A 15,080-nucleotide genomic window follows, 5' to 3' on the forward strand; every position below is an offset into this window, starting at 1 on the left:
AGTGCCTCCTGTGGCGCTCCGGGGTCCGCACTGGGGCGGCGCTCCTTCATCGGAGCATGCGCGTTATCGGCGCCGACTCTGGCGGGCCGAAGAACCGGCCCGCCAGAGCCATGTCATCACAGTCCGAGACGGTTGAGGCGAGCGATCTCGCCCTCGGTCTGGTTCGTCGACGGCACGTGGCCCGGGAGGGGGACGATGCGCTCATGGATCGCATCGATGATCCACTCGACCTGCGGGAAGAAGTAGGACTCCAACTCGGGACCGGGGGTGATGCCATTGCGAGAACCGACCACTGCGATCGGCGCGTCGAGGGCGTCGAAGGCGAGGGTCTGGACGTTGGTGGCGACGGTGTTGAGGAAGTTGCCGCGCTCGACGGCGTCGGAGGTGAGCAGCAGGCGGCCCGTCTTCTTCACCGATGCGATAAGCGTGTCGTAGTTGAGGGGTGCGACGAAACGCAGGTCGATGACCTCGGCGCTCATGCCGTACTTCTCTTCGAGCACCTTCGCTGCATCGAGGGCACGGTAGATGGTTGCGCCGTAGCCCGCGATCGTGATGTCGGAGCCTTCGCGGCGGATCGCCGGCTCGCCCTCGGGGGTCTCGTAGTAGCCCTCGGGAACACCGCCGGGCTCGAATTCCTCGCCCTTGTCGTACAGGAGCTGGGACTCGAAGAAAACCACCGGATCGGTGCCGCGCAGCGCCAGGTTGAGCATGCCCTTCGCATCGGTCGGGGTCGTCGGGAAGTAGACCTTGAGGCCGGGGATGTGGGCGGTGAGGGCCGACCAGTCCTGGGAGTGCTGGGCGCCGTACTTGTTGCCGACGGAGACGCGCAGGACGAGGGGCATCTTGAGGAGCCCGGCGGACATCGACTGCCACTTGGCCATCTGGTTGAAGACCTCATCGCCGCTTCGGCCGAGGAAGTCGCAGTACATGAGCTCGACGACCGCGCGGCCGCCGGCCATCGCGTAACCCACGCCGGCGCCCACGATCGAGGCCTCGGCGATCGGCGAGTTGAAGAGGCGGCGGTATGGCAGGGCCTCGGTGAGGCCGCGGTAGACGGCGAAGGCTCCGCCCCAGTCGCGGTTCTCCTCGCCCCAGGCCGCCATCGTCGGGTCCTCCTTGAAGCGGTGGAGCATCGCTTCGAAGAGGCCATCGCGGAACTGGTACATGCGCATCTTCGAGACCGGCTTACCGTTCTCGTCGAAGGCGGTGCGGACCTTGCGGGCGATTGCGGCGACGCGCGGGTTGCCCTCGAGGTCGATCTCGGCTTCGCCCTCTTCCATCTTCTCCGTGGGGGTGTTGGAGAACATGACGGTGTCGATGTAGCCGTCGGCGACGCGGGGGCAATTCTCCTCGTCGATCGCCAGGCGCAGGACCTTCGTGAGCTTCTCGGTCAGGCCCGCGGTGTAGTCGTCGATGTCGGACTGAGTGGTCAGACCGTTGGAGATGAGCAGGTCGGAGTAAGTCTTGATGCAGTCGACGTCCTCCCACAGCTCGACCTCGTCCTTAGTGCGGTACGAGGAGGCGTCCGAGGGCGAGTGGCCGGAGAAGCGGTAGGTGATGGTGTCCATGAGGACGGGACCGCGACCCTCTTCGAGGATCTTCTTCTTGCGGGAGACCGCGTCTGCGACGGCGAGCGGGTTGATGCCGTCGACACGTTCAGCGTGCATCGCTTCGGGGTTGAGGGCGGCGCCGACGCGGGCGAGGACGTCGTAGCCCATGGTCTCGCCGAAGGTCTGACCGCCCATGCCGTAGAAGTTGTTGAAGAAGTTGAACAGGATAGGCGGGTTGCCGCCGTCCTCTTCGCGCCACAGGGTACGGAACTGGTCCATGGCCGCGAAGTTCATGGCCTCCCAGACGGGACCGCAGGCGAGGGCCGCGTCACCGACATTGGAGACGACGATGCCGGGCTTGCGGTTGATCCGCTTGAACAGGGCGGCGCCATTGGCGACCGGGGCGGATCCGCCGACGATCGCGTTATTCGGGTAGGAGCCGAAGGGGAGGAAGAAAGTGTGCATCGAGCCGCCGAGGCCGCGGTTGAAGCCCGCCTTGCGGGCGAAGATCTCAGCGAGGGCGCCGAAGAGGATGAAGTTCTCAGTGAGGTCGAGCGTGTCCGTGTAGTCGATCTTCTCCGCAAAAGAGAGCGTCTCGCCGCCGAGGAATCCCTTCATGATCTCTTCGAGCTGGTCGGCGGGGATCTGTCGCATCGCCGAGTAGCACTTGGCGAGGATCTCGCCGTGGGAGCGGTGAGATCCGAAGACCTGATCGTCTGGGGTGAGGACCGCTGCCTGGCCGACGTATGCGGACTCCTGGCCGACGCCGAGGTGGGCGGGGCCCCTGTGGTTGTAGGCGATGCCCTCCCATTCGCCGGTCTTCTTAATCGAGTCGAGCATGGATTCGAAGGTGCGCACGACGATCATATCGTGGAGCATGTTCACCATGCCGTCCTCGCCGTGGCGGCCGACCTCGGTCGCCAGGTTGAAGGTGTACTGGTTGATCGGAATTTCAGGGAACTCGACTCGTCCTGCGGCGCGTACCTTCGCCGGGTCAACGATGAGTGACTTCGTCATGAGTTTTTCTTCTCTCAGTTAGAGCGTGTGAAGCAGGGGAGGGTGTCCGAGGGGATGGTCCGGGTCAGAGCTTGACTGCCCATGCTGCCTCGCGGATCACTTCGGAAACGGTCGGGTGGGGGAAGACGACCTGGCGGAGGTCTTCGACGGTGAGTTCCATTTCGAGGACGGCCTGCGCGCCCCAGATCATCTCTGCCGCGTAGGCGCCCAGGACATGGATGCCGAGGATCTGGTGGGTTGCGGGGTCTACGAGGATCTTCGCCTCGCCCGGGGCTTTGAAACCGTTTTCCGCGATGAAGCGGCCCGACATTTGAGCGGGCACTTTGCCAACGAGGACCTCGCGGCCCTCCTTCTTCGCAGCGGATTCGGTGAGGCCGACACCCGCCGCCTCGGGGATGGAGTAGACGGCCCAGGGGACGGTGTTCCAGCGCATGACCTCGCCGTGCGTGGAGGCCTCGGGGTCGCAGATATTCGCGGCAGCGATCTCACCCATGCGGTAGGCGGCGTGCGCGAGGAGGGAACGCCCGGTGACATCACCGATCGCCCACACATTCGGCAGGTTGGTCCGCATGGTGTCGTCAACGACGATGCCCCGGTTGATATCGAGTCCAGCCTCCTCGGCTCCCCATCCCTGGGTCGCGGAGCGGCGCCCGACAGCCATGAGCACGATATCGGCCTCGATGGACTTCTTCTCATCGCCCTTGGAGTAGTGGACCGTCGCACCGTCGAGGGATTCGACGCGGCATCCGAGTTCGAAGGTGATGCCCTTCATTGCCTGGCGCATTTTGACGGCCATGTCATCATCCATGAAGGGGAGGATCTCGGGCGTCATCTCGATGACGGTGACTTCAGAGCCGAGGGTGGAGTACAGGGAGGCGAACTCCACGCCGATGACTCCGCCTCCGATGACGGCGAGACGCTTGGGGATCTCCGGCAGGGAGAGGATGCCCGTGGAGTCGACGACGGCCGGGTTGTCCGCCACGCCGGGGATCGGCGGGACGGCGGGCACGGAACCAGTGGCGATGATGACGTGGTCCGCTGTGTAGGTAACGCCGTCGGCGCTCACCCTGCCGGGTCCCTCGAAGCGGCCCCGAGCGGAGACGACAGTGACTCCGGCGCGCTTCTCCGTTGCGGCGACGCCGGAGACGAGACCGGAGACGACCTTGTTCTTCCAGTCCTGCAGGCGCGCCCAGTCGAGGGTGACGCCGGTAGCTTCGACGCCGAATTGTCCGGCCTCTTGGGCGTGCAGGTAGTTCTTCGCGCCCGCCAGGAGGGTCTTGGTGGGGATGCAGCCGACGTTGAGGCAGGTGCCCCCGAGGTGCTGCTCCTCGATGAGGAGGACCCTCTTGCCGGCATGTCCGAGGCGCTCAGCCGCGAGGTAGCCGCCGGGGCCCGCACCGAGGATGATGACGTCAAAGTTCGTTTCAGCCATAGTTGTCTCCTTGTCTCAGGCAAGAACGGTGATGTCGATGTTCTCGATCGCGGCGACGAGGTCTGTGAGGAAGCGAGCGCCGTCCGCACCATCGATGACCTGGTGGTCGATCGTCAGCGAGAGGTTGAGTCGCTGTTCGACCCCGATCGTCCCGTCCGCGTTGACTGTTGGACGTGCGATGATCGTGCCGACCCCGAGGATCGCCGTCTGGGGGCGGTTGATGACGGGGGTGAAGGTCTCGATGCCGAAGGATCCGATGTTGGACACAGTGAAGGTTCCGCCGGACAGGTAGTCGGGACTGATGGTTCCCGCGATCGCCTCGGATGCGAGGCGCTTGGCCTCAGCCGAGAACTGCTTGAGCGAGAGGACCTGTGCCGAGCGGATCACGGGGACGAGGAGTCCGCGCGGGGTATCGGCCGCGAATCCGAGGTGGACCTGCTCGAACTTCGTGAGCGTTCCGTTCTCGAGGTGGGCGTTGAAGGCGGGATACTTCACGAGGGTGCGCGACGCCGCGAAGCAGACGAGGTCGTTGAGGGTGATTGTCGTGAGTCCGAGGGTTTCGTCGGAGTTCTTCACCTTCTTGCGTAGTGCGAGGATTCCCGCGGCATTCGCCGTCGTATTGAGTGTGAGCTGTGCGGACTCGGCGAGAGAGGCCATCATGCGCTGGGCGACGACTTTGCGCACGCCCTTGAGCTGCTCGGCGGTGGATGCGCCCGGGAAGTCCGCGGGTGAAGCTGCGGTGGCTGCTGCGACGACAGCGGCGGGGGTGCCCTCGTGGGGCGCTGCGAGATCCGCAGTGGTGACGCGTCCGCCGATTCCGGTTCCCTGCGAGGCGCTTCCGCCCATGGTCTGGGCTGCGGAGGTGTACGCGGGTCCGGAGGCGATCGCGGCCTTGACGTCGCGCTCGATGACGCGCCCGTGCGGACCCGAGCCTTCGGTGATAGCCGCGGTGTCGATCCCCTTCGCCCCTGCCAGTGCGCGTGCGCGCGGGGAGACGGCGCCCGATGCGGTAGTGGTCGCGAATGACGGCGCGGCGGGGGCCTGGACCGCGGGCTCATCGGTAGCAAGCTGCTCTGCGGCGGCGTCATCGGCGCCGGGGATGAGGGAGGAGATGTCCTCCCCGGCCTCGCCGATGATGACGAGAGGATCCTTGACGGGGACCTCGTCGCCCTCGTCCCACAGAAGCTTCAGGACGGTGCCGGCTTCAGTCGAGGGCACCTCCATCGTCGACTTGTCAGTTTCGATCGAGCACAGCGTCTGGTCGACTGCGACGGTGTCGCCGACAGCGACCTGCCATTCGACGACGATACAGGACTCGACGGAGTTGCCCAGCTGGGGCATCACCACGATTGTGGCCATGTGTTTCCTCCTAGACGACGCGCAGTTGGGTGCGCTCGGTCAATTCTTTGATGGATTCTTCAGGCAGACCGTCATCGGTGATGATCCCGGTGACGTCCTCCATTCCCATGAAGCTGACGAAACCGGCTCGCCCGTATTTGGACGAGTCGACCAGCAACCAGGTCTCTTCTGCGCGCTCGTGCATGATGGTGCCGACGTGGCCGCCCTCGGCAAGCTGGGTGGTGAGCCCGCGCTCGACGGTGAAGCCATCGGTACCGAGGAAGACGAGACGCGCATTGAAATCTTTGATGGATTTCTCGGTAACGGGTCCGACGAGGGACTCGGTCTCCGCGTGGAAGCGCCCGCCCGTCAACGTCACATTGATGTTGGGGTTCGAGCGGGCGTTTTGGAAGACGAGGAGGGAGTTCGTCACGACTTGGATCCCCCTGCGGCCAGTGAGATGCTTGACGACGAGTGAGCACGTGGTGCCAGCCTCGATCATGATCCGGTCGTCGTCGCGGATCATGTCGGCGGCGGCGCGCGCGATGCGCTCCTTCTCCTCGACTCGGTCGTTGAGCCGCAGTCGGACGTTGCGGTAGGCGGTCGGACGCGCACCCCCGTGGGTCCGCACCAGGTAGCCCTCATCTTCGAGTTCTTTGAGGGTCGTGCGAATGGTAACGGGAGAGACTTCGAGGGACTCCGCGAGCGCGGTGACACTCACCTCGCCCTCAACGGCGAGACGGTCGAGGATGTAGCTTGTACGCTCAGCGCGACCCATACTCATCACCTCTTCGCAAACACCGACAAACTGTCGATTTCTTTTCTCTTGCTTTCATTTTAGTCACTGAATCGAAAGTATGCAATAGGATTCACGAGGACGGACGCCGGCAGCGCCCTCTATGCGCCCTCTCCTGCAGTACCCTGCAAAATCAGCGTAATATCAGAGAAACTAATAAAAACGGCTCCCGGTGCGCGCCCGGGGGAGCCGGGTGGGCACCGGGAGCGCCAAAGCGAAAGAAAAACGAAAATGATCGTGTCTGTGCTTCAGATCCCCGATGTCATTCGCTGGGCTGACGCACTCCGACCGTCAGCAGGAGGTTTCCATACAGGCGCTGCTCCCCCGTTGCGACAATGATCCCCACGTCATCGCTGCGGGCCGCGTCGTAGAAGTCGAATCGCGATAGCTCGCCGAATTCGGTGGTGGGCAGCTGTGCTTTGAACTCGTCGTGGATCGGGATCTCGGTCTGCTCGGCATCGGGAGCGGGGACCATGATCTCCGCCCTCTCGATCGGGCAGACCCGCTTGAGGACTTCAAGGATCTGAATGACGTCGAGCATGCCCGGGGCGAAGTTGAGGGAGATGAGTTCGCAGCGCTCAGACACTCCCGTCGTGTGCGGGTAGTTCGCGTCGGCGAGCAGTATCTTCGAGCCGTGGCCCGCTGCGGCAAGCGCACGAAGGAACTGCGGATGCGTCATCGGTCCATAAATCATGATGTCTTGGTATCCTTTCACAGAGTCGAGCTGGATCTGATGATCAGCTCCGGATCAATAGTGACGTCCTGGGGTGCTCCGCCGTCCATCATCGAACGCACGATGCGGACAGCCGTCTTGCCCAGTCGATCAAAAGGTTGACGGATCGTCGTCAAGGGCGGGGAATAGCAATCCGCCCCGTCGATGTCGTCGAATCCAACAACCCTCACGTCACGGGGCACGGCGAGGCCGCGCTCGTGGATGAGGCGCATGGCGCCGAGCGCCAATTGGTCATTGGCGGTCTGAATGCCTTCGGGCAGGTTGGGCAGTGCACTCATCGCGTCGTATCCGTCCTGGGAGTTCCACGAGTACGACGTGATGATGCGCCCGTCGACGCCGTAGTCCTCGCAGGCCTGTACGAATCCCTGTCGGCGCATCACAGCGTCGGACCATCCTGCGGGCCCGGCGACGTGGAGGATATCTGTAATTCCTTGGGACAGGAGGTGTTCTGCCGCCAGTCGCGCGCCCCGGACATTGTCGATGGAGACTGTGGAGATCCCGTCGAGGTCGTGCTCACTGGTGAGGACGAGAACGGTGGGCACCCGCTTGCCGATTTCGACTGCCATGTCCACCGACGGATCCTGTCCGGCGAGGATCACGACTCCATCGACGTCGAAGGGGGCCACTTCGTGCCCGAGTCTGCCGTCGGGACGGTACGCATTCGACAGGGATACGTGATATCCGGCCTCCGACCCCGCGTTGAGGACCGACAGCAGGACGCGGCCGTGTCCATGGAACATCGGTGCCGCAAGGAGCACGTGGAGCACGCCCGTTCGATGTGCGGCGAGCGCCCTCGCCGCGTAGTTCGGGCGGTATCCGACTTCGGTGAGCAGCTCCGAGATCCTCTTGCGCGTCGTATTGGCGACCTCGGGATCGCCGCGCACGACGCGCGAGACCGTATTGGTGGAGACGCCGGCGAGTCGGGCGACATCCGCCAGCGATACTTTCCTAGTCGACAGTCGGCGTGTGGACATGAGTCTTCGCTGCTGCCGCGATCACCGCAGGACGATCTGCAGGATCAAGATGTCCGAGGATCTCCAGTTGCGCGAGCAGCGATCCCAGGGTCGAGGCCTCAATCGGGCCTCGCACGACCGTCACACCGGAGATCATTGCCGTCAGATCGCACAGGAGGCGGTTGCGCGCACCGCCGCCCACGAGGTTGAGCTGGTCCGGACGCTCACCAGTGACCTCCGTCAGCTCGTCGATCGCACGCGCATAGCGCCGGGCGAAAGACTCGATGATGAGGCGAACGTACTCGGGCATGGACCTCGGTCGGGGGGCGCCCTGCTCGTCCATTGCCGCATCGATCTTGCCCTGCATATCGCCGGGCTCGGCGAAGCGCGGATCGTCCGGATTGAACACGGCCGGACTGGGAGCGCACTCGCGGGCCTGGGCAACGAGTTCGTCAGTGTCCGTCGGGGTTCCCTCACGCTCCCACTGGCGCTGAATCTCTTGGAGAATCCACATACCGGTGATGTTGAACAAGGGGCGCACTCCCCCATCGGTGCGCGCCTCATTGGTCAACCCGATCTCATAGGCGGCATCGGACAGGAGCGGATGGTCTTCGATCGCGCCGAGGACGGACCAGGATCCGCACGACAGGAAGTAGGCGCGCACACCCTCGTTGATGGGAAGGCCGTGGACGGCGCACGCACTATCGTGCGCACCCGCGCGTACGACGGTGAGCCTCTCGAGACCTTCGATAATGCATGGTCCGACGACGGTGAGATCGTCGTTGAGAGGGCCGACCCAGGAGCGGTTGATCCCCAGCCTCTCGAAGACTTCATCCGACCAGTCGGTCGCGCCCGGCTCCAACAATCCGGAGGTCGATGCGATGGTCCGCGACCAGGAGCGCACGCCGGACAGCCGGTAGGCGAACCAGTCGGGCAGGAAGAGGAAGGAGTCAATCCGCGCTGCCAGTTCAGGCTGCTCGGTGACAAGGGCGAAGAGCTGATTCGCCGTATTAATGGTCGCGGGCTGGTTGCCGGTGAGGCTGAAGAACTCACGATCCTCGATCCTCGAGCGGAATGCGTCGAGTGTGCGCTCGGTACGCTCATCGCGGTAGGCGCGCACGGGGCCGACGATGTCCCCATTCGCATCAAGCGGGACGAAGTCGACTCCCCAGGTATCGATGGAGACGCTCACTGCATCGGGGAATCGCTCCACCGCAGCGTGCAGGCCCGCCACGACCTCGCCAAGCATCGTGTCGACATCCCACACGAGTTCCCCGTCGACCCGATTCGCCTGGTGCGTGAACCGGTGTACTTCGACGATGTCGACGCGACCGTCGACCAGAGTTCCCGCGATGACGCGACCCGAGGCGGATCCCAGATCGACTGCGAGTGCGGTGGTCATCTGTTGTCCCTTCTGAGAGTCGGTGGAGGGGGCTGTGCGAGCGCAGGGCGGCACGACCGAGCGCGTGTGGATGGGGCGCCACGGAGTGACATGGGGGACATCCTCTCCTTCGAGTGCGCCCCCCTGTGGGCGGGCCCGTGGCGGACCCGCCCACAGGCTGATGAATCAGCGGTACATCGGACCGAACTTCTCGCAGGCGCGGTAGTCCGCGGCCTCGAGGGACTCGGTGCCGAAGAGCGACCATGCCTTCGGGCGGAAGATCTGGTCAGCGGGCACATTATGCATGTTCACGGGGATGCGCAGCATCGACGCGAGCGTGATGAGCTTGGCGCCGATGTGCCCGTAGGAGATCGCGCCATGGTTGGCGCCCCAATTGTTCATCACGTCGTAGACACTCGTAAAAGCGCCCTCGCCGGTGAGGTTCGGGACGAACCACGTGGTCGGCCATGCGCGATCGGTGCGAACCTCGATGGTGGTGGCGACCTCGTCGGGCAACTCGATCGTCCATCCCTCAGCGATCTGGATGACCGGTTGCCCGGCGACCAGGTTGATGCGGCACATGGTGACGGGCATCTCCCCGGCGGTGCGGAAGTGCGTGGAGAAGCCGCCGCCGCGGAAGTAGCCGGTCGAGGCGGCGTGGAAGGTCGTCGCCGACAGCGCGGCCTTCTGATCCTCCTCGGTGATCTCCCAGAACGGCTTGATGCAGTTCTCGCCGTCGCGCAACGACTGGCCCGCGCCGTCGAGGGTGGTCGAGCCGGAGTTGCGCAGGTCGAGGAAGCCCACAGCCGCGCGGCCCTCGGGCTTCCAACCGGTGACGCGCTCAACAGCCTCAGGGCTCCAGTAAGTGCGCACGTCCGAGAAGATCTGCGGCGTGTTCGTCAACAGGTAGTTGAAAAGCATCGACGCGCCGTTGAGCGAATCGTTCTCCGTCGCCACGACATTCGGCTGGCGCGGCCCATTCCAGTCGAAGTTCGTGTTGAGGAGGGTCTCCATGACATCGCCGTTGGGAAAATGGTCGGTCCACTGGCGCTGTCCCTGGAAGCCCGCAGCGATGGCGCCGTGCCCGCCCGCTTCTTCCTCGAAGCCCATTTCGGCGAGCTTCGGGTTTCCGTTCATGAGGTCGCGGCCGATGAGCGTCATCTTGGTGGTGAACTCCCACCATTGCTCGTACAACTCGGGTTTCTTCCACTCCTCGGGGTTGAAGTCCTCTCCCTGCTGGAGGTTCTCACGGATCCAGGCGTAGGCCTTCTCGTATTCCTCGGGGTCGTAAATGCCCTCGTCAATGCGGCGGGTGAACTCGGACATGTCGATGTACTCGTTGCGCATGCCGAGATAGGCGCCGAAGAAGTCCGGGTTGACGACTGAGCCCGCGATGCCCATGGACACCGAGCCCATCGACAGGTAGGCCTTGCCGCGCATCTGCGCCACTGCCAGGCCCGCAGTCGCGTAGTCGAGGAGGCGTCCACGAACGTCCTCGGGGATGGAGTCGTCGTCGCCGTCCTGCACGTCCTTGCCGTAGATGCCGAAGGCGGGGATGCCGATCTGCGCGTGACCCGCGAGGGCGGCGGCGAGGTAGACGGCGCCGGGGCGCTCCGTCCCGTTGAAACCCCAGATGGCGTGCGGCATGGTGGCGTCCATGTCGGTGGTCTCGGTGCCGTAGCACCAGCACGGGGTGACTGTCAGAGTCAGTCCAACGTTATTCGCGCGGAATTTCTCGGCGCAGGCCTGCGCCTCTGAGACGCGGCCGATCGTCGTGTCGGCGATCACGCATTCGACGGGGGCACCGTCCGTGTAGCGCAGGTTCTCGGAGTAGAGCGCGGCGACGGCTTTCGCCATGCCCATCGTCTGATCCTCGAGGCTCTCGCGCACGCCGCGGCGGCGACCGTCAATGGTGGGGCGGATTCCGATGCGGGGGTGGTCAGTCATAGTCCCTCTTCCTTGAGTTCTCGTTCTGAAATATGGGGGGCGTCATCACACCCCTCGGATCCTCGGGTCCGGTTCGAGGCGGACCGATGCGGTCCGCCTCAAACCGCGGTGCATCACTCGTAGAGGTTCGGTGCGATCTCGTCGGAGTCGATGTTGGAGGCGTCGTACCAGTAGAAGCCGGAGTCGATGGTCTTCGGCAGTGCGATGCCGTTGATCGCCTGGATCGCAGCGGTCACGGTCTTGTAGCCCATGAGCTTGGGGGCCTGGGTGATGGCGCCCGCCTGAGTACCGTCCTTGATGGCCTTGATCTGGGTCTTGCCGGAGTCGAAGCCGACGACGGTGATGGTCTTACCCGACTCGGTTGCGCCCTGGATCGCGCCGGAGGCCGCGGCCTCATTGGAGCCGTACATGCCGACGATGTCGGAGTTGGCCTGGATGATGGCCTTGGAGGTGTCAGCGGCCTTGCCGACCTCACCCGCGATCTGCTCGTCGAGGAGCTTGAGGCCCGCCGGAGCGTTCTTGGTGAAATACTCCTTGAAGCCGTCGCAGCGCTGCTTGCCGGTGGTGGAGGTCGCGTCGTGGCAGATGACGCCGACGGAGCCGGTCTTGTCCTTGAGCAGTTCGATCATGTGCTTGGCGGCATCAGCGGCAGCGGCCTTGTTATCCGTCGACACAGTGGTGAGCGGCAGATCGGAATCGACGCCAGAGTCGAAGGCGACCATCGGGATGCCCGCCGCATCGATCGCGGTGAGGATGGAGGCTGCGGCGCCCGAGTCGAGGGCGGCCAGGCCGATGGCGGCCGGGTTGGTGTCGAGGGCGGCCTGAAGCTGGTCGAGCTGCTGGGTCACCTTGGTCTCGTCGTCGGGTCCGACGAACTGGATCTTGTAGTTGTACTCGGCGCCGGCCTGCTCGGCGCCCTCCTTCACGGCCTGCCAGAAGCGATGCTGGAAGCCCTTGGAGACGAGGTAGATGGTCTTGGTGCCATCGCCTTTTGGCACGTCGTCCGACTGCTCGGTTACGGCGGTAGAGGTGTCGGTCGCCGCGGGCTTGTCGCCCGATGCGGCGGGCTCAGAGGTGGTGGAGGTCGAGGTCGAGCATGCGGTGAGGCCGAGGGCCATGGTGCCGGCGGCGGCGACGGCGACGATACGTCCGATGGGGCGCATATGTGTTCCTTTCATGGGGGGTGAAAAGACTGTTGTCTCTTCTGTTAATGGGAGCGGACAGCTGTGTCCGGGTGAGTGCGGTCAGGGGTCAGGCTGCGTTCTCGCGAGCGCGGCGGATGTTGTCGATGAAGACGGCGAGGAGGACGACGATGCCGGTGACGACCAGCTGCCATTCGGAGGCGACGCCCATCATCGTCAGGCCCTTCTTGAGGGTCTCCATGATGAGTGCGCCGAGAAGGGCGCCGGGGATTGATGCGCGGCCGCCCGACAGGGATGTGCCGCCGATGACGGTTGCGGCGATGACATTGAGTTCGAAGCCGACGCCCTCGGCGGGCTGGACGAAGCCGAAGCGCGCGGAGTAGAGGATCGCGCCGACGGCCATGAAGATGCCGGCCGTCATGTAGATGACGATCTTCCACATGCGGACATTGACGCCGGACAGCCGGGTCGCCTCTTCATTCGAACCGATGGCGAGGGCATAGCGCCCGAGGAGCGTCTTGTTGAGCAGGAATGCCGCCAGGATCGTCAAGGCGACGAAGATGAGGGCAGCGTTCGAAATGCCCGGGATGATCGAGCCGGTGGACAGTGCGATGTAGTCGGCGTTGGCGATAGAGATCGTCGCCTTGTCGGAGATGATGAGGGCGAGTCCGCGTGCGACCATCATCATTGCCAGCGTCGCGATGAACGGCGGCAGGTTGAGGAGGGAGACATTGACGCCGTTGATGAGGCCGATGAGCGCCCCGACGAGGAGGACGAGGATGAGGCCCGCGCCGAGTGGAAGGTCGAGCCAGTCTCCGGAGAGGAACACGCCCGCCATGACGGCGGTGAGGGTCATGCCCGTGCCGACGGACAGGTCGATGCCACCGGTGGCGATGACGAAGGTGGCGCCCAGGGCCATGACGCCGGTGTAGGCGGATTGCAGGAGGATATCGGTGAAGATCTTCGGCTGAGCGAAGTTGGGGGCTGCGAACATGAAGTACGCATAGATGATGATCAGGGCAACAAGCACGAGGACGAGCTGCATATTGGACTTGATGAAGGCGGCCACCGGGGAAGTGGACTTCGCCGTCTTGGCTTCGACGGTGCTCACGCAACGACTCCATTCGCTTCTTCCTGACCAACGGTGGCCAGTTCCATAATGTTTTCCTGGGTGGCGTCCTCGTTATCGAGGGTGCCGATAATGCGGCCGTGCGCCATGACGGCGATCCTGTTGGCCAGTCGCAGAACCTCCGGCAGTTCGGAGGAGATGACGATGATCGCCTTGCCCTGGGAGGCGAGTTCTTCGAGAAGGGTGTAGATCTCATCCTTGGCGCCGACGTCGATGCCGCGGGTCGGCTCGTCGAAGATGAGGATGTCGGAGTCGCGGATCAGCCACTTGGCGACGACGACCTTCTGCTGGTTGCCGCCTGATAGGGAGCGGACCTCGGAGGATACGCCGGGGGTGCGGGTGCGCAGCTTGGCGACGAATTCTTCCGCTGCCTGGACGATCTTCCTTCCCCGGATGATGGTCGCCTTCGAGAACTGGTCCATCGAGGCGAGCGCCGAGTTGAAGGAGATGTCCTTGTCGAGGAGGAGACCGTATTGCTTGCGGTCCTCGGACAGGTAGCCGATCCCGTGCTTGACGCCGTCGGAGGCATTGCGGATCGTCACCTTCTTGCCGTGGATATAGACATCGCCACTGGTGTGGGGATCGGCGCCCGACAGGGCGCGCGCCACCTCGGTGCGGCCGGCTCCGACAAGCCCGGCGAATCCGAGGATCTCCCCCTTCTTCACCTCGAAGGACACGTCGTGGACCGCCTTCTTCGTCGACAGGTGCTCAACCTTCAGAACGGCTTCGTCGGACAGCGGCTTCGTCGTGGGGCGGGCGTCGGCGGGGACTTCGCGCCCGACCATCATCTTGATGACTTCGCTCATCGGCGTGGTCTTCGTTTCGACGGTACCGACGTAGTGCCCGTCGCGCAGGACCGAGATGCGGTCGGTCAGCTCGGTGAGCTCGGGCATGCGATGGGTGATGAAGATGAGTCCGGTCTTGGGTGTGATGAAGTTGCGGACGAGGTCGAAGAGTGATTCGGTTTCCGTAGTGGTGAGCGGCGCGGTGGGCTCGTCCATCACGAGGATCTTGGTCGACTCGTAGGACAGGGCGCGCGCGATCTCAAGCATCTGGAGCCTGGCGACGGGCAGATCGCGGCACACATCCGTCGGATTGAGGTTCATATTGAGGCGCTCGAAGAGTTCGGCCGCATCCTTGATCATCTTGCGGTCGTTGATATACGAGCCGACGTGGGATCCCAGGCGCCCGATGTAGAGGTTCTGGGCGACTGTCAGGTCGGGAATGATGTTGAGTTCCTGATGGATGATCGATAGGCCGAGGTCGCGGGCATGGTTCGGACCGCGAAGGTCGACCCTCTCCCCCTGCAGCCAGATCTCACCGCCCGGATCCGCCTTGTGGATGCCGGTGAGAACCTTCATCAGCGTCGATTTGCCGGCGCCGTTCTCACCGCAGAGCCCCAGGATTTCACCGGCGCACAGGTCGAGGTCCACATCGGACAGAGCCTTGACGCCGGGGAATGTCTTGGAGATCCCCTTCAACTCAAGTAAGTTCGTCACTTCTCACCCCTTGGGTACCAGCCACTTCAATGTGCCTGGAATTCTGTTACCCTCACCACGTTAGCGTTAACGAAACGAGGCATATAAATCGCCCTCATCGGCGTGAGATAACGATACGACACGTGGAGGCGCAATGCGAATCGAAACGCGCTTACCGTTACAG

General features: G+C 63.9%; 11 protein-coding genes. All 11 read right to left on the reverse strand.

The window, feature by feature from the left end; genetic code table 11:
* Positions 1–116: 116 nt before the first annotated feature.
* Complete coding sequence (locus BQ7471_RS06470; protein WP_076465065.1) at positions 117–2,567, reverse strand: alpha-ketoacid dehydrogenase subunit alpha/beta; 2,451 nt, start codon at positions 2,565–2,567, stop codon at positions 117–119.
* A 64-nt stretch (positions 2,568–2,631) separates the two neighbouring features.
* Positions 2,632–3,999, reverse strand: a complete 1,368-nt coding sequence (gene lpdA, locus BQ7471_RS06475; protein ID WP_076465066.1) for a dihydrolipoyl dehydrogenase — start codon at positions 3,997–3,999, stop codon at positions 2,632–2,634.
* Positions 4,000–4,014: 15 nt separating this feature from the next.
* Positions 4,015–5,358: a dihydrolipoamide acetyltransferase family protein gene (locus BQ7471_RS06480; RefSeq protein ID WP_076465068.1), complete on the reverse strand. Its 1,344-nt coding sequence runs from the start codon at positions 5,356–5,358 to the stop codon at positions 4,015–4,017.
* Positions 5,359–5,368: 10 nt separating this feature from the next.
* The gene (locus BQ7471_RS06485; RefSeq protein ID WP_076465070.1) at positions 5,369–6,115 is read right to left on the reverse strand and encodes a DeoR/GlpR family DNA-binding transcription regulator; all 747 of its coding nucleotides are present in this window, start codon (positions 6,113–6,115) and stop codon (positions 5,369–5,371) included.
* A gap of 280 nt (positions 6,116–6,395) precedes the next feature.
* Entirely contained in the window at positions 6,396–6,827 is a 432-nt protein-coding gene (locus BQ7471_RS06490) for an RbsD/FucU family protein (RefSeq protein WP_076466219.1), read from the reverse strand.
* A gap of 17 nt (positions 6,828–6,844) precedes the next feature.
* On the reverse strand, positions 6,845–7,840 hold the full coding sequence (locus BQ7471_RS06495) for a LacI family DNA-binding transcriptional regulator (protein WP_076465072.1): 996 nt from the start codon (positions 7,838–7,840) through the stop codon (positions 6,845–6,847).
* Positions 7,815–9,221, reverse strand: coding sequence for a rhamnulokinase (locus BQ7471_RS06500; RefSeq protein ID WP_076465074.1), 1,407 nt, complete (start codon positions 9,219–9,221; stop codon positions 7,815–7,817). The genes BQ7471_RS06495 and BQ7471_RS06500 overlap by 26 nt, the downstream gene beginning before the upstream one ends.
* Before the next feature lie 165 nt (positions 9,222–9,386).
* Entirely contained in the window at positions 9,387–11,147 is a 1,761-nt protein-coding gene (locus tag BQ7471_RS06505) for an L-fucose isomerase (RefSeq protein ID WP_076465076.1), read from the reverse strand.
* Between the two features lie 113 nt (positions 11,148–11,260).
* A complete protein-coding gene (locus tag BQ7471_RS06510) occupies positions 11,261–12,310 on the reverse strand; it encodes an ABC transporter substrate-binding protein (protein ID WP_076465078.1) in 1,050 nt (349 codons plus the stop codon).
* Between the two features lie 88 nt (positions 12,311–12,398).
* Positions 12,399–13,400: an ABC transporter permease gene (locus BQ7471_RS06515; protein WP_076465080.1), complete on the reverse strand. Its 1,002-nt coding sequence runs from the start codon at positions 13,398–13,400 to the stop codon at positions 12,399–12,401.
* Positions 13,397–14,917, reverse strand: a complete 1,521-nt coding sequence (locus BQ7471_RS06520; protein WP_076465081.1) for a sugar ABC transporter ATP-binding protein — start codon at positions 14,915–14,917, stop codon at positions 13,397–13,399. Before BQ7471_RS06520 ends, BQ7471_RS06515 begins: the two co-directional genes overlap by 4 nt.
* Between the last annotated feature and the right edge of the window lie 163 nt (positions 14,918–15,080).

This window comes from Actinomyces mediterranea, from assembly GCF_900155595.1.
GTDB classification, from domain to species: domain Bacteria; phylum Actinomycetota; class Actinomycetes; order Actinomycetales; family Actinomycetaceae; genus Pauljensenia; species Pauljensenia mediterranea.